Raw genomic sequence first — 23,165 nt, forward strand, 5'->3', positions numbered from 1 at the left:
GCGGAGGCGCGGATCAGCGACCGGCGGTCACCGACCGCCGGTCGTCGCGCGCCCGGCGTCGCCGGACCTTACGGATCACCCAGCTGACCACCATGACGACGAAGACCGCGACGATCCCGTAGTTGAACCAGTCGCTGTACCGCTCGACGTCCTGCCAGCGGCTGCCCAGCGCGTAGCCGGCCCCGACGATGAGGGCGTTCCACACCCCGCTGCCGATCGTGGTGAGCAGGATGAACTCGCCCAGCGGCATCCGGTTCGCCCCCGCCGGGACGGAGACCAGGCTGCGGACCACGGGCACGACCCGGCCGATCAGCACCGCCCACCGGCCGTGCCGCTCGAACCAACGGTCGGCCTTCTCCAGGTCGTCCCGGTCCACCAGCGGGATGCGGTCCAGCCACCGCTTGAGCCGCTCCTCGCCCAGCGCCGCGCCGAGCCAGTAGAGCACCAGCGCGCCGACCAGCGAGCCGACCGTCGCGGCCAGCACCACGAGCACCACGTTGAACCGGCCCTCGCTGGCCAGATAGCCGGCGAGCGCCAGCACGATCTCGCTGGGGATGGGCGGGACGATGCTCTCCAACGCCACCAGCAGCGCCACACCGACCGGCCCCATCCCGTCGATCACGGTGGCCACCCAACCGGTCAACCCGGTGAAGCTGGACGGGTCGACATTCTGGGCGAGCGCCATGGTCGTCCTTCCGCGTCGGCAGCAGGGGGATCGGATGGTGATACCCCGTCAGCCGTCGGGCACACGTGCCCGTGGGCCACGCCACGCCGCCCCGGCGGTCAGTGCTCCGGGTGCAGCGCGGTGTCGGCCGGCCCCTGCCGCCAGCCGGTGAACACCACGGTGAGGCCGGCGCGGACCGGCGCGCAGCAGAACGGCCCGGCCATGGCCTCGGCCGCCGGGTCCAGCGGGGCGAGCCGGACCAGCCGCCACGGTTCGTCGTCCACCCGAGCCCGGACGGTCAGCGCGTCGCCGGCCCGGCTGACCCGCACGGTCACCTCCCGGCCCGCCCACTCCGGCACCGGCGCGACCGACCAGTCGGAGAACTCCCGGGTCACCACCCCGCCGAGCTGGAGCTCGCCGTCGCTCACCTCGACGCCAGCCTTGACCCAGTTGCGCTCGTCCACCCGGACCAGCGCACCGGCCTGGTCGAACTGCCCGGTGAGATCGAGTCGGAAGCTCACCTCCATGGCGCTGCCGACCGGCAGCGGGGCCAGCAGGGCGGGGCCGTTGTCGTGCACGAACCCGTAACTGGTCCGCCGCCAGAAGTCGCTCTCCGCCGCCGGTTCGACGGTCAACTCGCCCGCCGGGCTCTCCTCCGCGCGGACCGGCGGGTACAGCCAGCCGCCCTGGGCCCAGTCCAACGGTTGGCTCGGCGGTACGAGGTCGATCTCCATGACCGGCACGCTACCGGCCGGAGGGGGCCGGTCGGTCTCCGCCGCCCGGCGGCGGGTTTGCCGCGGTGATCGACCGGAGAAGTTCATCCGGCATGGGTGACCGTTGGTACTCCGAAGCCGTCGTCTACTGCCTCGACATTGACACGTACGCCGACTCCGACGGCGACGGGGTCGGTGACATCCGTGGCCTGATCGGCCGGCTGGACTACCTGGCCCGGCTGGGGGTGACCTGCCTGTGGCTGCACCCGATCCACCCGTCGCCCAACCGCGACGACGGCTACGACGCCACCGACTTCTACAACGTGGACCCGCGCTTCGGCACCCTCGGCGACTTCGCGGAGCTGCTGCACCAGGCGCAGAACCGGGGCATCCGCGTGATCATCGACCTGGTGGTCAACCACACCTCCGACGAGCACCCCTGGTTCCAGTCCGCCCGCTCCTCGCCGGACTCGCCGTACCGCGACTGGTTCGTCTGGTCCGACACGGAGCCGGACGACCGGCACCAGGGCATGGTCTTCCCCGGCGAGCAGAACGAGACCTGGAGCTACGACCGCACCGCCAAGGCGTGGTTCTACCACCGGTTCTACAAGTTCCAGCCGGACCTCAACTTCGCCAACCCGGAGGTCCGGGCGGAGATCAAGAAGATCATGTCGTTCTGGCTCCAGCTCGGCGTCTCCGGCTTCCGGATGGACGCGGTGCCGTTCATCATCGAGCTGACCGAGCCGGGCAACCCGAACTCACCGAAGGACTTCGAGTTCCTCACCGAGCTGCGCCAGCACGTGCAGTGGCGGCGCGGCGACGCCGTCCTGCTGGCCGAGGCGAACGTCGAGCCGGACCAACTGCCGACCTTCTTCGGTGACGCCAGCGGGTCCGGCAACCGCATCCACATGCTCTTCGACTTCATGCTCAACGGCCGGCTCATGCTGGCCCTGGCCCGGCAGGACCCGGAGCCGCTGGTCGAGGCGCTGCGCGACACCCCGATGCTGCCCGTCGGTGGTCAGTGGGCCACCTTCCTGCGCAACCACGACGAGATCGACCTGTCCCGGCTCACCACCGAACAGCGCAACCAGGTGTACGCGCAGTTCGGCCCGGACGAGAACATGCGCATCTACGACCGGGGCATCCGGCGCCGGCTCGCCCCGATGCTCGGCAACGACCGGCGTCGCATCGAGCTGGCGTACGCCCTCCAGTTCTCGCTGCGCGGCACGCCGGTGCTGCGCTACGGCGAGGAGATCGGGATGGGCGAGGACCTGTCGCTGCCCGGCCGGGAGGCGATCCGTACCCCGATGCAGTGGTCGTACCAGCCGAACGCCGGCTTCTCCACGGCGGACCCGGAGAAGCTGGTCCGCCCTGTGATCGACAAGGGTGAGTTCGGCTACCAGAAGGTCAACGTGACGGCCCAGCGCGGTGACGCCAAGTCGCTGCTCGCCTGGTTCGAACGCATGATCCGGACGCTGCGGGAGGCACCGGAGGTCGGGTCCGGCTCGACCACCCACATCGACGTGGCGGCGCCGGCTGGAGTGCTGGCGCACCGGGCGGACGGGCCGACCGGGACCATGGTGTTCCTGCACAACCTGGGCACCGACGACGTCGAGGTTGACCTGAGCAGCCTGGAGGCCGAGGCCGATCTGCCGAACGACGTGCTCGCCGACCGTGGCTACGGCGAACTGGGCAAGCTGGGCGCGGTCAAGCTCTCCGGCTACGGCTACCGCTGGATCCGGCTCTGTCGGGGCTCGGTCCGGTAAGGCCAGCCCGCCTGGCGTCGTCCGGCTCGCCCGGCCAGGGGTGATCGGCTCGGTGTCGGCGATGTCGCGATGGTCATCGCTGGTGACTGCCGGTGCGGGAGTTAAGCTCCTTCGATCGACCCCAAGTTACCGGGAGGTAATCATGTCGGAGGAGCCCCGAGTCGCCATCGTCACCGGAGCCGCGCGCGGTATCGGTGCGGCCACCGCCCGCCGGCTGGCCGCCGACGGCATGGCCGTCGCCGTGGTCGACATCGAGGAGGCAGCCACCAAGGAGACGGTGGACGCGATCGCCGGCGCGGGCGGCCGGGCGCTCGGCGTGGGCGCCGACGTGTCCGACCGGGCCCAGGTCGAGGCGGCCGTGGAGCGGATCGCCGCCGAGTTGGGTGCGCCCACCGTGCTGGTCAACAACGCCGGTGTGCTCCGCGACAACCTGCTGTTCAAGATGACCAACGCCGACTGGGACACGGTCATGGGGGTGCACCTGCGCGGGGCGTTCCTGTTCAGCCAGGCCGCGCAGAAGCACATGGTGGACCGCAGGTGGGGGCGGATCGTCAACCTGTCCAGCACCTCGGCGCTGGGCAACCGGGGCCAGGCGAACTACTCGGCCGCCAAGGCCGGCCTCCAGGGCTTCACCAAGACGCTCGCCATCGAGCTGGGCCCGTTCGGGGTGACCGTCAACGCGGTGGCGCCCGGCTTCATCGTCACCGACATGACCGCCGCCACCGCCGCCCGCATGAAGGTCGACTTCGAGGACCTCCAGAAGCACGCCGCCGCCGAGATCCCGGTACGTCGCCCGGGCCGGCCGGAGGACGTCGCGCACACCATCTCGTTCCTGGCCAGCGAGGGGGCCGGTTTCGTCTCCGGCCAGGTCATCTACGTGGCCGGCGGCCCGCGGGACTGACCCGTGCACCCGTCGAGGGCGCTCCGAGCGGCAGGGGGCGCCCTCGACGGGTGTGCGGGGTCGGTCAGGCGGGGTCGCGGCGGGTGCGCCAGAGCCAGAACAGGCCGAGCACCGGCAGCACCAGCGGGATGTAGCCGTACCCGCTACCGAACTGCGACCAGACCGTCTCGTCGGGGAAGAGTTCCCGGTCGGCCAGGCTCAGGATGCCGACCGCGACCACCCCGACCAGCTCCAGCGAGCAGCAGGCCAGCGCCACCCGTCGACCGGTGTGCCCGGCGCGGGCCAGCCCCACCGCGGCGACGATGTAGATGAGCGCGGCCAACGCGGAGAGCAGGTACGCCACCGGGGCCTCGTCGAACCTGGTGGCGATCTGCAGGCCCGCCCGGCTGGTCGCGGCGATGGCGAAGAGCAGGTAGACCGCGATCAGCAGCCGCCCGGGACCGCTGTTCGTGGCGCGCCGGACCGGTTGTGTCTCAACCACCGAGGACCTCCCAGGTCTGCTGCAACCGGACCACCACGACCGGGGCCACCAGACAGACCGCGCAGACGATCGCCGAACCCCAGCGGGTCGGCTCCATCCGGGCCAGCACCCAGGCCAGCGGCGGCATGCAGACCAGCGTGACCAGGTAGCCGAAGAAGGCGCCGGGCTCGCCGGGCCGGTCCCCACCGCCGACCGCGACCAGCGCCAGCACGGTCAGCACGAGCAGGGCCAGTTCCAGTACGGCCAGGCCGACGAACTGCACCCGGTCCGGCGGCCGGTGGCGTACCGCCGCCACCAGCGCCCACGCCGCGACGAGCAGCGACAGCACGATCGACACCGTCGCGAGGATCCCGTCCACCGGCGAGTTGGCCGCCGCCGCACTGGTCATCGGTCCCACCCGGTCGTTGCCTCGGTCACCGGCACAGCCTACTAACCGCCGTAGTACCCGCCGAGGCTGCCTCGCTGTCCGCTCCGGTTGGTCGACCCGCCGCCGTCACGGCTGGTGGGGCGACTAGCGTGGATCTCGGCCGTGGCGTCGCCGCGGTGAGGGGAAACGGCGGAGGTACACGTGCTGCGGTTCGGCTTGTTCGGCACCGGTCACTGGGCGATCGAGACGCACGGGAAGGCGCTGCACGCCCACCCGGACGCGGAGCTGGTCGGCGTCTGGGGGCGCAACCCGGAGCGGGCCGCCGCGCTGGGCGAGCGGTACGGGGTGCCGGCGTTCGCCGAGGTCGACGCGTTGCTCGACGTGTGCGACGCGATCGCTGTCGCGCTGCCGCCGGACATCCAGGCCGACATCGCGGTCCGGGCGGCCGCCGCCGGCCGGCACCTGCTGCTGGACAAGCCGTTGGCGCTCACCGTCGAGGACGCCGATCGGGTGGTCGCGGCTGCCGAGGCGTCCGGGGTCGCCTCGGTCGTCTTCTTCACCCAACGGTTCCAGCCGAACGTGACCGCGTTCCTCGCCGCGACCGCCGCCGCCGGGGGCTGGCAGCACGGGCGGACCACCGCGTTCGCCTCGATCTTCCAGGAGGGCAGCCCGTACGGTGGCTCGCTGTGGCGCCGGGAGCACGGCGCGCTCTGGGACATCGCCCCGCACGCGCTCTCCATCCTCCTGCCGGTGCTGGGCAAGGTGACCCGGGTGGCCGCGATGGACGGGCCGAACGGGATGGTGCACCTGCTGCTCACCCACGACGGTGGCGCCACCAGCAGCGCCTCGCTGTCCCTGGACGCCCCGCGGGAGGCGATGGCCCGGGAGTTCGTGTTCTACGGCGAGAACGGCATCGAGACCGTCCCGGTCGGCGAGAACGACCCCGCGACGGCGTTCGGCGTGGCGATCGACCAGCTCGTAGAGCAGGTGCAGGCGGGCACCCGCGACCACCGCTGCGACGTCCGCTTCGGCCGCGAAGTCGTCGCCATCCTCGCCGCCGCCGAAACCGCCCGCACCGAATCCCGCACCATCCCCCTCCCGTAACCCCCGCCCCCGCCCGCCCCCGGCCCCGGCCCGGCCCCGGCCCGCCCCCCGCCCTTTCTCGTTGATCATGGAGTTAGCGACACCCGGCACGGCGTGTCGTGACGCTAACTCCATGATCACCGGGGGAGAGCCGGGGAGAGCTGGGGGCAGGGGCCGGGGGAGGGGTGCGGGAAATGGGTGGGGGGTGGGGGTGGGAGTGGTTAGGGTGGCGGGATGTTTACGCATGCCCTGATCGAGGGGGTCGGTACGCCGGCCGCCGGGGCCCCGATGCTGGTGTCCCGTCCGCGAGTCCGGCGTCCGGCCCTGGCCGGCCGGGACGCGACCCGCCGCTGATCGGTCCACCGTCGCGGCGAGCCGGGGTTGAGCCCCGCCGCCGCTGATCAGCTCATTCCTGCCGCCGCAGGGGCAGCCGCCCCGTCGGCGCCGCGTCCTTGCGCCATCGTCCAGGGCCGTCCGAGTCCCGATCCACTCGGACAGGCCCGGAATCCCGGCTGCCTGTCCAGCCCGTCGCCGAACGGCGACAGACAGGACGACGACCCGTGGCGCCCCGCAACTTCCGACCAACCGAACGCGACCGGTCCCGTCGCGTACTCAGCCAGAACTTTCTCGTCGACCGGGCCGCCGTGGCGCGGCTGGTCGGCGCCGCCGATCCCGATCCGGACGGGCTCCTGCTGGAGGTCGGCGCCGGTCGCGGCCAGCTGACCCGCCCGCTCGCCGCCCGCTGCGGGCGACTGAGGGCGTACGAGGTGGACCCGGCGGCCGGACGGGAGTTGGCCGCCGTCTGTGCGGCCCTGCCCAACGTCGAGCACCGGCAGGCCGACTTCCTCGCCGCCGAGTCACCACCGGAGCCGTTCGCGGTGGTCGGCAACATTCCGTGGTCGCTGACGTCCGCCGTGGTGCGGTGGTGCCTGGCCGCGCCCCGGTTGCGCTCGGCCACCCTGCTCACCCAACTGGAGTACGCCCGCCGCCGCAGCGGCGACTACGGCCGGTGGACCCGGCTCACCGTGTCGACCTGGCCCGAGGTCGACTGGCGGCTGGCCGGGCGGGTGCCGCGTACCGCGTTCCGACCGGTGCCCGCGGTGGACGCCGGGATCCTGCGGATCGAGCGGCGGGCGGAGCCGCTGCTGTCCCGGGCCGCCCTGCCGGCGTACCGGAGGTTGGTGGCGGTGGGCTTCGAGGGCGTCGGCGGTTCGCTGGCGGCGAGCCTGCGCCGGCACCACCCGCCGGCCCGGGTGGCCGCGGCGCTGCGCGCCACCCGGATCGCGCCGGACACGCCGGTCGGGTACGTCTGGCCGGAACAGTGGCTGGTGCTGTTCCGACTGCTGGACGCCCGTTGACCGCGTAGGGGGTCAGGAGAGACTGGACAGCACGGCGTTCAGCTCGTCCGGCGACTCGAACTGCTCCGCCGGCAACGCCCGCAACATCTGCAACATGGCCGTGCTGGCCCCGTTCTCCTGGCCCCAGCGGACCAGGTCCTCGCGGGAGACCGGGTAGTCGAGCCCGGCCAGGTACTCCTGCAACTGCACCCCGGTGACGGTCATGCCGGCCGGCTACCCGCTCGCGGCACCCGTACACCGGTCGACCCGGCGGCCGGCGTACGGCGTGTCGCGGGCGGCGCGCCGACGGTTTGTCGGAGCGGCCGCCGGGTAGCCGCGGACATGCTGGTTCAGCGGCTCGGCGCGCCGAGCGACTTCGACCCGTTGCTGGAGCGCGTCCGGGACGCCCGGGTGGTGATGATCGGCGAATCCACCCACGGCAGCTACGACTACTACCGGCTGCGCGAGCAGCTCACCCGACGGCTGATCGCGGAGTGCGGCTTCTCGTTCGTGGCCGTCGAGGGTGACTGGCCGGACTGCGACCGGGTGCACCGCTCGGTCACCGCCGCGCCGGGCGGTGCACCGGACCCGCAGACGGCGCTCGAGCGGTTCGAGCGGTGGCCGACCTGGATGTGGGCGAACGCTGAGGTGGCCCGCTTCTGCCGCTGGCAGCGGGCGTGGAACCTGGAGCGGCCGGAGGATCAACGGGCCGGGTTCCACGGCCTCGACGTGTACAGCCTCTGGGAGTCGATGCAGGCGATCTTCGACTACCTGGGGGAGGAGGACCCGACCTCGCTGGAGGCGGCGCAGGACGCGTACCGGTGCTTCGAGCCGTACGGCAAGCGGGTCGAGGAGTACGGCGCGGCCAGCCGGTTCGTCTCCGCCCGGTGCGAGGAGGAAGTGGTGCGCCTGCTGGCGCGGACCCGGGAGCAGGCACTCTCCGACGGCCCGGACCGCTTCTCCGCCTGGCAGAACGCGGAGGTGGTGGCCGGCGCGGAGCGTTACTACCGGGCGATGGTGGCCGGCGGGCCGGATTCGTGGAACATCCGCGACACCCACATGCAGGACACCCTGGACCGGCTGCTGGACCGGTACGGCCCGGACGCCCGGGGGATCGTCTGGGCGCACAACACCCACGTCGGCGATGCCCGGGCCACCGACATGGCCGCGGACGGGATGATCAACATTGGTCAGTTGGCCCGGGAGCGGCTCGGTGACGACGACGTGGTCCTGGTCGGCTTCGGCAGCTACCGGGGTACGGCGATCGCCGCCCCCCGGTGGGGGTCACCGGCCGAGGCGATGGTCGTACCCCCGGCGCGGGAGGGGTCGGTCGAGCGGCGGCTGCACGAGCTGATGCCGGAGCGGGCGGTGCTGGTGTTCGGCGGCGACGACCAACCGGGCTGGGTCACCGACACCGCGGACCACCGGGCGATCGGGGTCGTGTACGACCCGTCCTTCGAGTCCTGGGGCAACTACGTGCCCACCCGTCTCGGTGAACGCTACGACGCCTTCATCTGGTGCGACGAGACCACCGCCCTGCACCCCCTGGGCGCCCCGGCGGTGGCGGGCGAGATGGAGACCTACCCGGCCGGCGTCTGACCGGGTGGCGTCGATCATGGAGTTGTGGTGCCGGACGAAGGCCTCGGTTCGGGGCTCAACGGGCACCACAACTCCATGATCGACGAGGTGGTTGGCGCTGTCAGACGCCGGCCGGGGTTCGGTCCGCCAGCTTGGCGCGCAGGCCCTCGCCCTCGATGTCGACGTTGGGCAGGGCGCGGTTGAGCCAGCGGGGGAGCCACCAGGCACGGTCGCCGAGCAGCGACATCACCGCGGGAACGATGGTCATCCGGACCACGAAGGCGTCGATGGCCACACCCACGGCGAGCGCGAAGCCCATCGACTTGATCACCGGATCCTCCAGGAAGACGAAGCCCCCGAAGACCGAGATCATGATGAGCGCGGCGGCGGTGACCACGCGGGCGCCGTGCCCCATGCCGCTGATGGTGGCCTCGCGGGCGGACTCGCCGTGCACGAAGTCCTCCCGCATCCGGGACACCAGGAACACCTCGTAGTCCATGGCGAGCCCGAACAGGATGCCGATCAGCAGGATCGGCAGGAAGCTGATCAGCGGGCCCGGGGTGTCCAGGCCGACGAGGCTGGCGAGGTGCCCCTGCTGGAAGACCGCCACCGTGATGCCGAACGTGGCGGCGACGGTGAGCAGGAAGCCCAGCGCGGCCTTGACCGGCACCAGCAGCGAGCGGAACACCAGCATCAGCAGCAGCACCGAGAGCCCGACCACCAGCAGCAGGTAGACCGGCAGCGCGTCGGAGAGCTTCTCCGAGACGTCGATGCCGATCGCCGTGACGCCGGTGAGCAGCACGTCGGCGTCGCGGATCCCACCGACCGAGGCACGGATGTCGTGCACCAGGGTCTCGGTGGCCTCGTCGGTCGGGCCGGTCTTCGGCACGACGCCGAGCAGCGCCGTCCGGCCGTCCGGGCTGAGCTGCGGCGGCGCCACCGCGAGCACGTTGTCGGTGCGCTGGATCAGCGCGGTGACCTGCGGCACGGCCGCCGAGGTGGCCTGCGGCGTGTCACCGGCGACGACCACCGCGAGCCGGCCGGTGAAGCCCGCCCCGAAGCCCTCGGTGATCAGGTCGTTCGACACCCGGGCCGGCGAGCCGACGGCCGCCGTCGAGGCGTCCGGCAGGGCCAGCCGCATGTCCGGCGTGGGCAGCGCGAGCAGGCCGAGGCCGAGCAGGCCGACCAGGATGACCGGTACGCGGAACCGGGTGACCAGCCGCGCCCAGCGGAAACCGAAGCCGGACCGGTCCTCGGCCGGTGCGGTGGCGGCAACCGGCCGGTCGGTGGCGTCCGCATCGGTGGCCGGCGTGCCGTCGGCGGCTACCGGACGCAGCCGGCGGGGAAGCACCCGGCGACCGGCGAAGCCGAGCAGCGCGGGCTGGAGGGTGATGGCGACCAGCACCGCGACGGTGACGGTGCCCGCGGCGGCGAGACCCATCACGGTGAGGAACGGGATGTCCACCACGGCCAGGCCGGCCAGGGCGATGACGACGGTGGCGCCCGCGAAGACCACGGCGGAGCCGGCCGTGCCCACCGCCCGGCCCACCGCCTCCTCCGGGGACAGACCGTCCATGAGGTTCTGGCGGTGCCGGGAGGTGATGAACAGCGAGTAGTCGATGCCGACCGCGAGCCCGAGCATCAGCGCCAGGATCGGCGCGGTGCTGGTCAACTCGACGACGCTGCTCAGCGCGAACAGGCCGGCCATTCCGGCGCCCACGCCGATCAGCGCGTTGAGCATGGTCATGCCGGCGGCCACCAGCGAGCCGAAGGTGATGATCAGGACGATCGCGGCGACCAGTACGCCGAGCGCCTCGGTGGAGCCGATCTCCGGCTCACCACCCAGCACCTCGCCGCCCGGTGCGACCTGCCAGCCCTGCGCCTCGGCCGCCGCGCCGACCTTTTCGTACGCGGTCTTCTGCTCGTCGGTCACCTCGTCCGCGCCGGTGGAGAACTGGACCTGGACCAGCGCGTACCGGCCGTCCGGCGAGACCGCGCCGACCTGGAACGGGTCGACCGCCCCGACCACGCCGGGCAGCGTCGAGGCCTGCTGGACGATCTCCTGCACCACACCGCGACCCTGCGGGCTGGCCAGTTGGCCGTCACCCGGTGCCTTGACCGCGATGGTCCCCGTGGCGCCACTGGCCGCGGGGAACTGCTGCGCGAGCAGGTCGAGGGCACGCTGGCTCTCGGTGCCGGGCATGGTGAAGTTGCTCGCCGTCGGGCCGCGCAGGGTCGCCGCGGCCAGGCCGGCGACGACGAGTACGACGAGCCAGAGCGCGACGACGAGCCGTCGCCGACGCAGCGCGCCCCGGCCGAGCCGGTAGAGCAGGGTGGCCATCAGGATTCCTTGTCCTCGGTCGTGGGTGGTTGGGGCAGGGGGGACTCGACGGGCTCGACGGCCCGCCGGACGAGGGCGAGCAGGGCGGGGCGCAGCTCGTCGTCGGGAACGTCGACGAACTCGGCGCACGCCTCGGAGATGCCGGCGAGCAGCACCAGCGCGGCGATCCGGGCGCCCGGCCGGTCGGAGTGCCCGGCGAAGGCGTCCCGCAGGCGCTCGGAGATCTGCTGGATGTGCGCGAAGGCCGGCTGGGCCAGCAGCTCCGGGAACTCGCCGCGAAGCAGCGCGATCTCCCGCCGGAAGCGCACCGCGAGGTCGACGAAGCCCACGGCGGCGACCTGCTGGGCGGCCCCGCCGGTGAGGCCGGCGAGCCGGTCGTCGAGCTCCTGCAGGACGGCGATGGCCGGGGCCATCAGCGCGGCGAGCAGCGCTTCCTTGTTGGCGAAGTGGTAGAGCACGGTGGCCTTGGAGCAGCCGACCTCGCGGGCGATGTCCTGCAACGAGGTGCCCCGGTAGCCGGTCACCGCGAACCGCCGCCCAGCGGCGGCGAGGATCTCACCGTGCGTCTCGGACACCGCTCTGGCCATCACCGGTCCACCTCCCGCAGACCAGCATGCCTGACCGATCGGTCAGATCCTGACCGATCGGTCAGATTGCCACGGTGGCGTTCCCCACACCCCGGCCCGGTTTAACCGGCGTGCTCCGCGTCGTACCTGGTCCGCGCCTCGGCGATGCCCCGGCGGTGCCGCTCGGCCCAGTTGGTCAGCGCCATCAGCGACTCGTACAGCTCCAGCGCCATCGGGGTGGCGGTGTACTCCACCTTGGGCGGGACGGTGGGATAGACCGTGCGGTGCAGCAGGCCGTCGCGTTCCAGATTGCGCAGGGTCAGCGTGAGCATCCGGCGGCTGATCCCCTCGATGTGCCGCTCCAGCTCGGTGAAGCGCACCGGGCCGTTCGAGGCGGCCACCAGGATGCCGATGCTCCACTTGCCGCCGACCCGGTCGAGGACCTCGCGGACGGTGCACGCCCGGGCCTGGCCGGGGGTGAACGGCACGTTCCCGGGCGCGCAGGCCAGCTCGGCCTGGACCAGCGCGGACACATCGCTGTTCCTCTGGGACATGACAGTGCCTCCTTCCGCTCCCGCTCATGGTCACAGACGATGACGTCGGTAACAAACCATGCACCAAGGAGGCGTTCCGATGGACCGTGCCGTCCCGTCCCGCTGGCCGGCGCTGCTCGTGCTCTGCGCCGGCAGTCTGATGATCATCCTGGACGGCAGCGTCGTCGCGGTGGCGCTGCCCGCCGTGCAACGCGACCTGGGCTTCACCGCCGCCGGCCTGGCCTGGGTGGTCAACGCGTACCTGGTCGCGTTCGGCGGGCTGCTGCTGCTCTCCGGCCGCCTCGGCGACCTGCTCGGCCGGCGGCGGGTCTTCCTGGCCGGCATCGCGCTGTTCACCCTGGCCTCGGTGGCCTGCGCACTGGCCACCGGGCCGGCCCTGCTGGTCGGCGCCCGCTTCGGCCAGGGCGTCGGTGGCGCGTTGGCCATGGCCGTCAGCCTCGGCATGATCGTCCGGCTCTACCCCGAGCCGGCCGAGCGGGCCCGCGCGATCGCCGTCTTCAGCTTCACCGGGGCGGCGGGCGCGTCGGTCGGCACGGTGGCCGGTGGGGTGCTCACCGAGCTGGCCGGCTGGCGGTCGATCTTCCTGATCAACCTGCCGATCGGGGCGGCCATCCTGCTCGCCGCCGTCCGCCGGCTCCCCGCCGAGCGGGGAATCGGACTGCGGGCGGGCCTGGACCTGCCCGGCGCGCTGCTCGCCACCGCCGGACTGATGGCCGCCGTGCTGGGCATCGTGGGGACCGGCGAGCACGGCTGGACCAGCCCGCGGACCCTCGGTGCGGCGGCGCTCGCCGCGCTGCTGCTCGGTGGGTTCGCGGTCCGGCAGCGGGTGGCGCCCACCCCGCTGCTGCCGGCCCGCGTGCTGCGCGTCCCCGGCCTGGTCGCGGCGAACGCCGTGCAGTTCCTCATGGTCTCCGCGTACTTCGGGTTCCAGTTCCTGCTCGCCGTGGAGCTGCAACTGGTCCTCGGGCTGGACGCGGCGGCGACCGGCTGGGCCTTCCTGCCCACACCGGTGGTGATCGCGGTGGTGTCGCTCGGCCTGGCCGGCCGGCTGATCGCCCGGTGGGGCGCCCGGGCCGTGCTGCTGGCCGGGCTCGGCCTGGCCACCGTCGGCTTCCTGCTGCTCGGCCGGCTGCCCGCCGACGGCGGCTACCTCGCCGACGTGCTTCCCGCGATGCTGATCTTCGGGGTGGCCGGTGGCCTGACCCTGCCGGCGGTCACCACGCTCGCCATGGCCGGCGCGACCGACGCGGACGCCGGGCTCGCGTCCGGGCTGGCCAACACCACCCAGCAGGTCGGCGGTGCGGTCGGTCTGGCCGCGCTGGCCACCCTGGCCGCCACCCGCACCGAGGGTCTGCGGGCCGCCGGCTGGGCCGATGCGGCGGCGCTGGCCGGCGGCTACCGGCTCGCGTTCACCGTCGCCGCCGCCCTGGTGGTCGCCGCGCTGGTGGTCACGCTGACCACGCTGCCCGGCGGCCGGCCCGCGCTGCGCGGAGAAACTGAGCGGCAGCGAAGCGCCGCGTCCAGTTGACCGAGGGCACCGGGGCCGGGAGGGTGAGCGGGTGAGCGAGGCTGACGAAACCCGGGACGGGGTGGCCCTGACCAACCTCGACCAGCCGCTGTCCGACCGCGACGACGCGACCAAGCGGGACCTGGTCGACTACCTGGACGCGGTCCGGGCCCGGATCCTCCCGCAGTTGCGGGACCGCCCGCTGTCGGTGATCCGGGTCCGCCCCGGCCAGCCGCCGTTCATGCAGAAGAACCTGCCCCGGTACACCCCGGACTGGGTTCGCCGGGTGCCGGTCTGGGCGGAGGCGTCGCACCGGGAGGTGTCGTACGCCCTCTGCGACGACCGGCGCACCCTGCTCTGGTTCGCCAACCAGCGGGCGGTGGAGTACCACCCCACGCTGTCCACCACGGCGGACCTGCACCGCCCGACCCACCTGGTGCTCGACCTCGACCCGCCGGAGGGGAACGGGTTCGGCGCGGCGGTCGGCGCCGCGCTGCTGGTCCGCCAGGCGCTCGCCGACGCCGGCCTGGCCGGGGCGGTCAAGACCAGCGGCGCCAAGGGCGTGCACGTCTTCGTTCCGATCGCCGGCGAGCCCACGGCGGAGGAGTTGGCCGCCGCCACCCGGGCGGTCGCCGTCCGCGCCGAGCGGCTGGACCCGGCACTGGCCACGACCGCGTACATCAAGGAGGACCGGGGCGGCCGGGTCTTCGTGGACGCCACCCGGGCCGGCGGGGCGACCGTGGTGGCCGCGTACAGCCCGCGTCTGCGCCCCGGGATGCCGGTCTCCTTCCCGGTCGACTGGGCCGACCTGACCGAGGTGACCCCGGCCGACTTCACCATCCGGACCGTGCCGCCGCTGGTGGCCGAGGCGGATCCGTGGGCCGCGTCGATGCCGGCGCCGCAGCCGCTGCCCGCCGACCTCGTGGCCGAGGGACGGACCATCCCGGTGGCCCGGGTGCAGGCCATGCACGAGGGCAAGCGCCGGGCCCGCGCCCGCCGCGAAGCCGGCTGACGGTACGCCCCGGGGCCCAGCGACCAGCCGTGGTCTCCGCGCTCCCGCGGAGACCACGGCTGTGGTGACCCTGTCAGCGTCCCTGCAGACGCTTCACGTTGTCGCCGAAGGTCCAGCCCTTCGACCCGTCCCAGTTCGCTGACCAGGTCATCAGGCCCTTGAGGCCGGGTACGGAGTTCCACGCCTGCGTGACCAGCGACGTCGACATGTAGCCGCCACCCGCGCCGGTCTGCGCGGGCAGGCCCGGAACCTGCTTGTCGTACGGCACGCGGATGGTGGTGCCCTGGATGGTCAGGCCGTTGTTCAGGCACTGCGTCTGCACCGTGAAGCCCTGCACGGTGCCGGCGGGGTAGGAGTCGCCCGCGCACCCGTACATGCTGCCGTTGTAGTACTGCATGTTCAGCCACCAGAGCCGGCCGTTGTCCGCGTACTTCTTGATGATCGGCAGGTAGGAACCCCAGATCGAGCCGTAGACCACGCTGCCGCCGGTGACGTAGGCCGTCTCCGGCGCCATGGTCAGGCCGAAGTTCGACGGCATCCGGGCCAGCACTCCGTCGATGATCCGGATCAGGTTGGCCTGCGACGTGGACAACGTGTTGATGTTGCCACTACCGGTCAGGCCGGTCTCGATGTCGATGTCGATGCCGTCGAAGTGGTAGGCCGTCAGGATCGGCACGATCGTCGCGATGAAGCGGTCGGCGACGGCGCTGGAGCTCAGGTCGATGCCCGCCGCGGCTCCGCCGATCGACATCAGGATGGTGGCTCCGGCGGCCTTGGCCTGGCACATCTCGGCCGGGGTGGCCACCTTCACGCCAGCGTCCATGCCGTTCTCCCAGAGCACGGTGCCGTCCGCGCGGATCACCGGGAAGGCCGCGTTGATCACGTTGTAGCCGTGCTGGCTCAGCCGGCTGTCGGTGATCGGGATCCAACCGAGGCCGGGATGCACGCCGTTGGAGGCGCCGTCCCAGTTCTCCCAGTAGCCCTGCAGCACCTTGCCGGCGGGCCGCGACTTCACCCCGCAGGTCCCGCCGGTCGGCGGCGGCGTGGTGGGTGGTGGCGTGGTGGGCGGCGGCGTGGTCGGGGGAGGCGTGGTGGGCGGCGGCGTGGTCGGCGGCGGGGTGCCTCCCGAGCACGCGCCCAGGTCACGCCAGAGCGACGGGGTCGCGGCCGGGTTCCAGCCGGCGCCGGGGTGTGCGGTGTGGGTGACCAGAGCCTGGTAGAGCCGGCCGTTGTAGGTGACCTGCGCGCCCGCCTGGTAGGTGTTGCCCTCGGCCCAGGCCGGCGCGGTGCACGCGACCATCAGGGTGGCGTCCGCCGAGGACACGGCGGCCATGCTGCTGGGGACGAAGGCGACGGCCGCCGCGACGGTCATGGCCGCCCCGGCTACCACTGCGAAAATCCGACGGCTTCTCATGGCTCACTCCCCAGGCATCGACGACCCGCGACCTCCACATATTGACGTTCGTGACGTTTAATATCAAGGGTTGTTAACAGATCCGAGGAAGTCGGCGGGGTGGTCCGCGTCGTCGCCGAACCTCCCGCCACCGCTCCCCTTCCGCCATCGGGAAGATCGCGCTCGATCCATGGAACAGTGGGGTCATCGACGCGGCGACGCCACTACTTCCGGCATCAAGCACGATCTTGGGGCCCGGCTGGGAGGGTTGTCGGAATGTCCCGCATGTCGGATCTGCGTACGTCTCATGACCGTCTTCGCCGATGCGGTTGGCTGGCCATGTCTACGCGGTGACCTTGTGTCTGCCAGCAGCGCGCACCGATGAGGGTTTCGCGCAGCGCCCGTCTGTACGTATGAGATCGACTTACGAGAGGCTGGCCTGATGCGGAAACTGACCTTCGGCATGAATGTGACCCTGGACGGCTACATCGCCGCGCCCGGCGACGACCTCGGCTGGAGTGGCGGTGATGGACCGGACTCGTCGCCGAGCGACGAGCTGTTCCAGTGGTGGTCCGACCGGGTGGGGGCGACGGGCCTGGCGCTGTATGGGCGCAAGCTGTGGGAGGCGATGAGTTCCCACTGGCCGACCGCCGACCAGCAGCCCGGCGCCACACAGGCGGAAATCGAGTTCGCCCGCCGCTGGCGGGACATGCCGAAGGTGGTGTTCTCCTCGACGACCAGCACGGTCGACTGGAACACCCGCCTGGTCACCGGCGACGCGGTCACCGAGATCACCCGGCTCAAGACAGAGGACGCCGGCCCGATGGACATCGGCGGCGCGACGCTCGCCGGGGCGGCCATGCGGGCCGGGCTGATCGACGAGTACATGCTGGTCACCGTGCCGGTCCTGGTGGGCGGCGGCACGCCGTTCTTCACCGCGCTGGACAGCTGGGTGAACCTGAACCTCGTGGAGACGCGGACGTTTCCCGGCGGCGTCGTGCTGACCCGATACGAGACGAGGCGATGAGCACGGGCCAGTTGCTCGGTTCGTGAGGCCGGGTCGAAATCCTTCCTGACGTTCTTCGGGCATCAAGATGCCCCGCCGGCAACGCCGGCGGGGCGGTGGTGTTCGCGTTGTCGCGTTGGTGTTCAGCTGGTCGGGGTGCTCATTCCGCGGTGACTTCCGTGACGCCGGCCCGTGGCGCTGCGCTCGGCGACGACGGGGACTTGTCTGATCGCAGTGTCGGGGGCAGGTCCAGCCATGGTTTGTCGGTGGCGTCGAATCCGGTGAGCTCGGCGATCTTCCCGCCGACGATGTGCAGGACCGCGATGTTGAACAACCGGTACTCCGGGTCGTCAGGGGTGCGGAGGTACAGCGCGGCGGCGGGCATGCGGTTGACCGTCGTGGCGATACAGCGCCAGTCGTCGTAGCCGGGCTGGAAGAGCCCACCGGAGACCCAGCCGTCCACCGCGTCCTTGGCCGTGATGACCGAGGTGCCCGCCTCGGGCAGCATCACGAAGCGCAGGTCGTCGCGCAGCAGGGACATCAGCCCGGCGAGGTCGTTGCGCTCATGGGCGTCGATGTACGACTTCACCACGCCGCGCTCGTCATTCGACAGCTCGTGGGCGGCGGGGCTCCGCCAGTCGAGGCGGCGGTCGGGCAGCTGCTCGCGCATCGTCACGCGCGCCCGCTGCAGCGCGCTGGTCACCGATGCGATGGTCAGATCGAGGGCGTCGGCGGCCTTCGACGCCGGCCAGCCGACGACGTCGCGCAGGATGAACACCGCCCGCTGCCGCGGCGGCAGGTGCTGGACGGCGACGATGAACGCCAGCTCGATCGTCTCCCGCGCCACCACCGATTCCTGCGGGTCCTCGGGGAGCATCCGGTCGGGGTACGGCTGCAGGTACAGCACCTCGGAGCCGGAGTCCGACAGCCCGGACGGTACGGGTGTGCGGTTGTTGCGCTTCTTCAGGAAGTCAAGGCAGACGTTCGTCGCGATCCGGTACAGCCAGGTCCGCAGCGCAGCGTGGCCCTTGAACGACTCCCGCTTGTTCCACGCTCGCAGGAACGTCTCCTGCGTCATGTCCTGGGCGTCCTCGTAGTTCGCAAGCATCCGGTAGCAGTGCACCTGCAGCTCACGCCGGTGGCGCTCCGTGATGAGCGCAAACCGCGCCGTATCGCCTGAGCGAACCACCGCGATGAACGAGGCCTCGTCAGCGCCCAGCGGTCCAGCGTCGGTCATGGTCACCAATCCTTCCACCGGCGCGACGGGGCTACCAGAACCGACGACGTGGCGGAAGAATTCTGATCGGTGAAGCCGCTGACACATCAGCCCGTACATCGAGCCAACGCGAGGATGCCCCCAGCCGCTCGGCCGGGGGCATCCTTGGACGTCTACTCGAACGCGAAACTGGCCTCTACGATCAGTGATCGGCCGGTCGCGATGCGCGTTTGCAGTTCTGTGACGTGCCCCCGGCAGGATTCGAACCTGCGCCCCCGCCTCCGGAGGGCGGTGCTCTATCCCCTGAGCTACGGGGGCTCAGCGACTGGAGAAGACTAGCAAACCTCCTCCGCGAACGCCGAATCGGTATCGGTGCCCCGATCGTGTCGCCGATCGCCCGATGCCCCTGGTGGTTGGCACGCGTCCGGCGCGGGCCAGGCTGCGCGCCAGCGCGCAGCGGTCGGCGGTCCGGCGCGTGCGGACCCGAAGCGGTTGGCCCGCCCGGCCCGAGGCGGTCAGGCCGCTACCGCCCGGCCGCAGCTGGGCAGTGGGTGCAGCACGATCCGCCGGGGGAGCCGGCGGGGCCACTCGTTGCGCGGCCACGAGCCGTCCACGATCAGGTGGACGGTGCGCTGCTCCTCGCCGCTGAGGCGCAGCACGAAGTCGCGGGGGAGTGGCGGGTCGACCGTCGGCGTGGTGATCATGAAGCGCACCCGACCGCGGGACGACACGGCGGAGATCACGTCAGCGGCCGGCATGGTGCCGCGCAGCCGTACCCGGCCGATCCAGTAGACCTCGGCGAGGTGCTCCTGGGCCGCCCGGGTGATCGCCGGGTACTCGCTGCGGACCCAGCGCTCGACGGCGCTGACGCAGAGGCCGCAGGCCCGCTCCCGCGGCTCCCGCGGACCCAACCCCCAGGCCCGCAGGTACGCCCCGACCGCGCCCGCGTCCAGCGGCAGGTCGAACCGGCGCTGGATGAGCGTGGTGAGGCTCTGCCGCGTCCACAGCTCCTCGTCCAGGCCGAACTCGTCGGGGTGGACGCCCCGCAGCGTGTCGATCAGTTCGAGTTCCTGTTCGCGGCTGAGCATTCCCGGCTCGCCCTGCCGCTGTCCGCGACGGACGGCTGCCACCGCCCCGTCACCGCCGATGGTGTGGCGTCGGCACCAGCTGGTGACCGAACGCCGTGCGTCTCTGAGTGCAACCCCCACGTCTTGGGCAACGAGCCCGAATCGCAACTGGTCACGATATGTGCGGAGAAAACTCCCGAAGCAACGTAATCGGTTGGACCGGTCAAACCGCCTATAGGGAGCTTTCCCGGACAAAGGCCGCAGACGCTGGCCTGCCATGACGAAGTCGATCAAGCGCGGGCAGCGAAACCGGGCCCGCGCCCCGCCGGCGTGCGGCGGTGACGCGGGCCCGGTGCGCCCGTCCGGTGGATCAGCCCTTGGCCTGCGCCTGGAGCTGCCGGAGGTTGTTCAGCTCGGTCTGCTGGGTGGCCTTCATGGTCCGTGCCACCCGCAGCACCTCGGCGTTGTCGGTCTCGCCGAGCGCTGCGTCGATCATGTGGATGCCACCCAGGTGATGGTTGTACATCAGAGCCAGGAACTGCCGGTCGACCTCGATGCCACGAGCGTCGCGCAGGGCGGCCATCTGCTGCGGCGTGGCCATCCCCGGCATCAGCCCGTCCTTGACGGCGGCGCCGTCGGACATCCACGACATCGGCGGCTGCGACCCGGTCGGGCTCAGTTCCCATTCGCGCAGCCAGGTCTGCATGGCGCCGATCTCGCCCTGCTGCCCGGTGGCGATGTCGACGGCGATCTGCCGCACCTCGGGAAGGGTCGCCGACCGGTACGCGATCAGGCTCATCTCCACCGCCTGCGCGTGGTGGGTCGTCATGTCGCGTGCGAAGCCCGCCTCGACCGACGCGTCACCCGGCCGGGTGAGCCGCGGGGTGAGCAGACCGCCGGCGTAGCCGAGGAGCAGCCCCACCACCAGCATGATGGCGAGCGCCAGCACGCCGTAGCGCGACGCCGGGGCCCGGCCGCCCTCATCCGGGGCGGCCGGGACGTCGTCGTGCTCGGTGTCGGTCGTGGCGGGAGCAGTCATCGCCGTCCTTACTGGGTGGGCTGCTGCGGGAGCTCACGCGGCGTGGTGCCGGTGGCGGTGATGCCCGTGTTGCACAGCGCCGTCGGGCCCTCGGCGGAGGCGTTCACCCGCAGGTCCTTGATGAACTCGTCGATGCGCGAGTCGTCGGCGTTGTCGACCTTGAGCTGGTAGCCCCACGCCTGGAGCGAGATCGGCTTGTCCAGGCCCTCGTACGGGCTCATCAGCGTCTTCTCGACGCCGCGCACCTTGCCGGCGAGCTTGTCGACCTGGTCCTTCGGCAGGTCCGGCCGGTAGGTGACCCACACGGCGCCGTGCTCCAGGCTGTGCACCGCGTGCTCGTTGGCGATCGGGGCGTCGTACACGTCGCCCATGCAGTTCTGCCAGGCGGCGTTGTGCACGCCACCCACCGGCGGCGAGTACTTCCAGGTCAGCGGGCCGGACTTGTGCGACTCGTACTTCAGGCTCTCCGGGTCGGACTTGCGGATGTTGACGATGCCGTCGATGGCGTTGGCCCGCTTGTCCCACGGCTTGGAGCCCTGGAACGACGCCCAGGCGCCGTAGCCGATGATGCCGGCCGCGAGCACGCCCACGGCGACGAAGAGCGCGATCGGGCCCCAGGCCCGACCCTGGCTCACCTTGACCGGGGCGATCGGCTTGCGGGGACCCTTGCCACCTGCCCGCGGAGTGCCCGCCGGCTTGCCGGAACCGGCCTTGGCGCCGGACGCCGGCCGGCCCGCGGCCGGCTTCTTGCCGGTGCTGACCACGGTCGGGCGGCGCTCAGGGCCGCCCGGGGTGCTGATGCTCATCGTGCCTCGTCAGGTCGGTCGGTCAGGGGAGGTGGCGGGCCGGATGACGCGCAGGGTCGCCGCCGAGTGCCCGAGTCTACCCCCGATAACATGGTTCGGTGACTCCTGCAGAACTAGCCTCGGTCGTCCTCACCGCTGCCCACGCCGTCTTCAGCGAGCGTGGCCTGGACCACGCCGCGCTGCCGGAGCGTACGGCGGTGGAGCGACCCCGCAACCCCGAGCACGGCGACTACGCCTCCACGCTCGCCCTGCAGTTGAGCAAGAAGGTGGGCGTCCCGCCGCGCGAGCTGGCCGCCGCGCTTGCCGACGAGCTGAGCCGGGCACCCGGGGTCAAGTCGGTGGAAATCGCCGGGCCGGGCTTTCTGAACATCCGGCTGGACGCGGCCGCCGCCGGCCAGCTCGCCCGGGTGATCGTCGAGGCCGGAGCGGAGTACGGCCGCAGCGACCGGCTCGCCGGCGAGAAGATCAACCTGGAGTTCGTCTCGGCCAACCCGACCGGCCCGGTGCACATCGGTGGCGTCCGCTGGGCGGCCGTCGGTGACGCGCTCAGCCGGCTGCTGCGGGCCACCGGCGCCGAGGTCGGCACGGAGTACTACTTCAACGACGCCGGGTCGCAGATCGACCGGTTCGCCCGGTCGCTGCTCGCCGCCGCCAAGGGTGAGCCCGCGCCGGAGGACGGCTACGGCGGGGCGTACATCGCCGAGATCGCCGCCGAGGTCCAGGCCCGCCGGCCGGACGTGCTGACCATGGACGACGCCGCCGCCCAGGAGGTCTTCCGAATCGAGGGCGTCGCGTTGATGTTCGACGAGATCCGCTCCTCGCTGCGCGACTTCGGGGTGGAGTTCGACACCTACTTCAACGAGAAGGACCTGCACGACCGGGGTGAACTGGACCTCGCCCTGGCCCGGCTGCGCCAGCAGGGGCACCTCTACGAGTCCGAGGGCGCCACCTGGCTGCGCACCACCGACTTCGGCGACGACAAGGACCGGGTGCTGCGCAAGTCCAACGGCGAGTGGACGTACTTCGCCGCGGACTGCGCCTACTACCTGGACAAGCGGGAGCGCGGCTTCGAGCGGGTCGTGATCATGCTGGGCGCCGACCACCACGGCTACATCGGCCGGATGAAGGCGATGGCCGCCTGCTTCGGCGACGACCCGGAGCGCAACCTGGAGATCCTCATCGGCCAGCTGGTCAACCTGCTGCGCGACGGTGCCCCGGTGCGGATGAGCAAGCGGGCCGGCACCGTGGTCACCCTGGAGGACCTGGTCGACGCGATCGGTGTGGACGCCTCCCGGTACGCGCTCGCCCGCTACTCCAGCGACTCCCCGATCGACATCGACGTGGAGCTGTGGACCCGGGCGACCCGCGACAACCCGGTCTACTACGTGCAGTACGTGGCGGCCCGGACGGCGGGTGTCGCCCGCAACGCCGCCGAGATGGGGCTGGTCCAGGGTGACGCGGACGCCTTCCGTCCCGAGCTGCTCGGGCACGAGAAGGAGAACGAGCTGCTCAAGGCGCTCGCCGAGTTCCCGGCGGTGGTGGCCACCGCCGCCGAGCTGCGGGAGCCGCACCGGGTGGCCCGCTACCTGGAGGAGAGCGTCGCCGCCTCCTTCCACCGGTTCTACGACAACTGCCGGGTGCTGCCGTTGGGTGACGAGGAGGTCACCGACCTGCACCGTGCCCGGCTCTGGCTCAACAACGCCACCCGCACGGTGATCGCCAACGGGCTGCACCTGCTGGGCGTCTCCGCTCCCGAGAGGATGTAGTC

22 protein-coding genes and 1 tRNA gene are annotated in these 23,165 nt (G+C 71.9%); 9 read left to right on the top strand and 14 right to left on the bottom strand.

Features of this window, described 5'->3' with window-relative positions:
* Nucleotides 1–13: 13 nt before the first annotated feature.
* Both AB0K07_RS21195 and AB0K07_RS21200 read right to left on the bottom strand, forming a co-directional pair.
* Nucleotides 14–685 (bottom strand): DedA family protein, encoded by a 672-nt coding sequence (locus AB0K07_RS21195; protein WP_363757103.1) that lies wholly within the window; start codon nucleotides 683–685, stop codon nucleotides 14–16.
* Between the two features lie 98 nt (nucleotides 686–783).
* Entirely contained in the window at nucleotides 784–1,398 is a 615-nt protein-coding gene (locus tag AB0K07_RS21200) for a DUF1349 domain-containing protein (protein WP_363757104.1), read from the bottom strand.
* A gap of 92 nt (nucleotides 1,399–1,490) precedes the next feature.
* Here AB0K07_RS21200 and AB0K07_RS21205 point away from each other — a divergent pair, with 92 nt between their 5' ends.
* Nucleotides 1,491–3,143, top strand: coding sequence for an alpha-amylase family protein (locus tag AB0K07_RS21205; RefSeq protein ID WP_363757105.1), 1,653 nt, complete (start codon nucleotides 1,491–1,493; stop codon nucleotides 3,141–3,143).
* A 142-nt stretch (nucleotides 3,144–3,285) separates the two neighbouring features.
* On the top strand, nucleotides 3,286–4,044 hold the full coding sequence (gene fabG, locus AB0K07_RS21210) for a 3-oxoacyl-ACP reductase FabG (protein WP_363757106.1): 759 nt from the start codon (nucleotides 3,286–3,288) through the stop codon (nucleotides 4,042–4,044).
* Nucleotides 4,045–4,108: 64 nt separating this feature from the next.
* Here the strand turns inward: fabG and AB0K07_RS21215 are convergent, their stop codons facing one another.
* Nucleotides 4,109–4,525, bottom strand: coding sequence for a hypothetical protein (locus AB0K07_RS21215; protein ID WP_363757107.1), 417 nt, complete (start codon nucleotides 4,523–4,525; stop codon nucleotides 4,109–4,111).
* Entirely contained in the window at nucleotides 4,518–4,913 is a 396-nt protein-coding gene (locus AB0K07_RS21220) for a hypothetical protein (RefSeq protein WP_363757108.1), read from the bottom strand. The genes AB0K07_RS21215 and AB0K07_RS21220 overlap by 8 nt, the downstream gene beginning before the upstream one ends.
* A gap of 180 nt (nucleotides 4,914–5,093) precedes the next feature.
* Here AB0K07_RS21220 and AB0K07_RS21225 point away from each other — a divergent pair, with 180 nt between their 5' ends.
* Both AB0K07_RS21225 and erm read left to right on the top strand, forming a co-directional pair.
* Complete coding sequence (locus tag AB0K07_RS21225; protein WP_363757109.1) at nucleotides 5,094–5,996, top strand: Gfo/Idh/MocA family oxidoreductase; 903 nt, start codon at nucleotides 5,094–5,096, stop codon at nucleotides 5,994–5,996.
* 539 nt (nucleotides 5,997–6,535) lie between these two features.
* Entirely contained in the window at nucleotides 6,536–7,333 is a 798-nt protein-coding gene (gene erm, locus AB0K07_RS21230) for an ErmE/ErmH/ErmO/ErmR family 23S rRNA (adenine(2058)-N(6))-methyltransferase (RefSeq protein WP_363757110.1), read from the top strand.
* Nucleotides 7,334–7,345: 12 nt separating this feature from the next.
* On the opposite strand, the gene AB0K07_RS21235 is transcribed toward erm, so the two are convergent.
* A complete protein-coding gene (locus AB0K07_RS21235; protein WP_363757111.1) occupies nucleotides 7,346–7,537 on the bottom strand; it encodes a DUF2795 domain-containing protein in 192 nt (63 codons plus the stop codon).
* Between the two features lie 117 nt (nucleotides 7,538–7,654).
* Here AB0K07_RS21235 and AB0K07_RS21240 point away from each other — a divergent pair, with 117 nt between their 5' ends.
* Nucleotides 7,655–8,911 carry an erythromycin esterase family protein gene (locus tag AB0K07_RS21240; RefSeq protein ID WP_363757112.1) on the top strand — a complete coding sequence of 419 codons (1,257 nt, stop codon included), beginning with the start codon at nucleotides 7,655–7,657 and terminating at the stop codon, nucleotides 8,909–8,911.
* Nucleotides 8,912–9,011: 100 nt separating this feature from the next.
* Here the strand turns inward: AB0K07_RS21240 and AB0K07_RS21245 are convergent, their stop codons facing one another.
* The 3 genes from AB0K07_RS21245 to AB0K07_RS21255 form a co-directional block, all read right to left on the bottom strand.
* Nucleotides 9,012–11,231, bottom strand: a complete 2,220-nt coding sequence (locus AB0K07_RS21245; RefSeq protein WP_363757113.1) for an MMPL family transporter — start codon at nucleotides 11,229–11,231, stop codon at nucleotides 9,012–9,014.
* Complete coding sequence (locus tag AB0K07_RS21250) at nucleotides 11,231–11,818, bottom strand: helix-turn-helix domain-containing protein (protein WP_363757114.1); 588 nt, start codon at nucleotides 11,816–11,818, stop codon at nucleotides 11,231–11,233. The genes AB0K07_RS21245 and AB0K07_RS21250 overlap by 1 nt, the downstream gene beginning before the upstream one ends.
* Nucleotides 11,819–11,919: 101 nt before the next feature.
* Nucleotides 11,920–12,351: a helix-turn-helix domain-containing protein gene (locus AB0K07_RS21255; protein ID WP_363757115.1), complete on the bottom strand. Its 432-nt coding sequence runs from the start codon at nucleotides 12,349–12,351 to the stop codon at nucleotides 11,920–11,922.
* 79 nt (nucleotides 12,352–12,430) lie between these two features.
* Between AB0K07_RS21255 and AB0K07_RS21260 the strand changes: the two genes are divergently transcribed.
* Both AB0K07_RS21260 and AB0K07_RS21265 read left to right on the top strand, forming a co-directional pair.
* The gene (locus tag AB0K07_RS21260; protein WP_363757116.1) at nucleotides 12,431–13,879 is read left to right on the top strand and encodes an MFS transporter; all 1,449 of its coding nucleotides are present in this window, start codon (nucleotides 12,431–12,433) and stop codon (nucleotides 13,877–13,879) included.
* Between the two features lie 31 nt (nucleotides 13,880–13,910).
* Nucleotides 13,911–14,870: an ATP-dependent DNA ligase gene (locus tag AB0K07_RS21265; RefSeq protein WP_363757117.1), complete on the top strand. Its 960-nt coding sequence runs from the start codon at nucleotides 13,911–13,913 to the stop codon at nucleotides 14,868–14,870.
* 73 nt (nucleotides 14,871–14,943) lie between these two features.
* On the opposite strand, the gene AB0K07_RS21270 is transcribed toward AB0K07_RS21265, so the two are convergent.
* Nucleotides 14,944–16,284, bottom strand: a complete 1,341-nt coding sequence (locus AB0K07_RS21270) for a glycosyl hydrolase family 18 protein (RefSeq protein ID WP_363757118.1) — start codon at nucleotides 16,282–16,284, stop codon at nucleotides 14,944–14,946.
* A gap of 421 nt (nucleotides 16,285–16,705) precedes the next feature.
* Here AB0K07_RS21270 and AB0K07_RS21275 point away from each other — a divergent pair, with 421 nt between their 5' ends.
* Nucleotides 16,706–17,290 (top strand): dihydrofolate reductase family protein, encoded by a 585-nt coding sequence (locus tag AB0K07_RS21275; RefSeq protein WP_363757119.1) that lies wholly within the window; start codon nucleotides 16,706–16,708, stop codon nucleotides 17,288–17,290.
* 139 nt (nucleotides 17,291–17,429) lie between these two features.
* Here AB0K07_RS21275 and AB0K07_RS21280 read toward each other — a convergent pair whose 3' ends face one another.
* The 5 genes from AB0K07_RS21280 to AB0K07_RS21300 all read right to left on the bottom strand — a co-directional run bounded on the left by AB0K07_RS21280 (nucleotide 17,430) and on the right by AB0K07_RS21300 (nucleotide 21,397).
* Entirely contained in the window at nucleotides 17,430–18,605 is a 1,176-nt protein-coding gene (locus tag AB0K07_RS21280; protein WP_363757120.1) for an RNA polymerase subunit sigma-70, read from the bottom strand.
* A gap of 126 nt (nucleotides 18,606–18,731) precedes the next feature.
* A tRNA-Arg gene (locus AB0K07_RS21285) sits at nucleotides 18,732–18,803 on the bottom strand.
* A gap of 197 nt (nucleotides 18,804–19,000) precedes the next feature.
* Nucleotides 19,001–19,693: a winged helix-turn-helix domain-containing protein gene (locus AB0K07_RS21290; RefSeq protein ID WP_279519737.1), complete on the bottom strand. Its 693-nt coding sequence runs from the start codon at nucleotides 19,691–19,693 to the stop codon at nucleotides 19,001–19,003.
* Between the two features lie 229 nt (nucleotides 19,694–19,922).
* Nucleotides 19,923–20,591, bottom strand: a complete 669-nt coding sequence (locus AB0K07_RS21295; RefSeq protein ID WP_363757121.1) for a DUF305 domain-containing protein — start codon at nucleotides 20,589–20,591, stop codon at nucleotides 19,923–19,925.
* 8 nt (nucleotides 20,592–20,599) lie between these two features.
* Nucleotides 20,600–21,397 (bottom strand): DUF3105 domain-containing protein, encoded by a 798-nt coding sequence (locus AB0K07_RS21300; protein WP_363757122.1) that lies wholly within the window; start codon nucleotides 21,395–21,397, stop codon nucleotides 20,600–20,602.
* Nucleotides 21,398–21,495: 98 nt separating this feature from the next.
* On the opposite strand from AB0K07_RS21300, the gene argS reads away from it, so the two are divergent.
* Nucleotides 21,496–23,163, top strand: coding sequence for an arginine--tRNA ligase (gene argS / locus AB0K07_RS21305; protein ID WP_363757123.1), 1,668 nt, complete (start codon nucleotides 21,496–21,498; stop codon nucleotides 23,161–23,163).
* Nucleotides 23,164–23,165 lie beyond the last annotated feature (2 nt).

The sequence above is a fragment of the Micromonospora sp. NPDC049301 genome (assembly GCF_040678715.1).
GTDB lineage: Bacteria > Actinomycetota > Actinomycetes > Mycobacteriales > Micromonosporaceae > Micromonospora.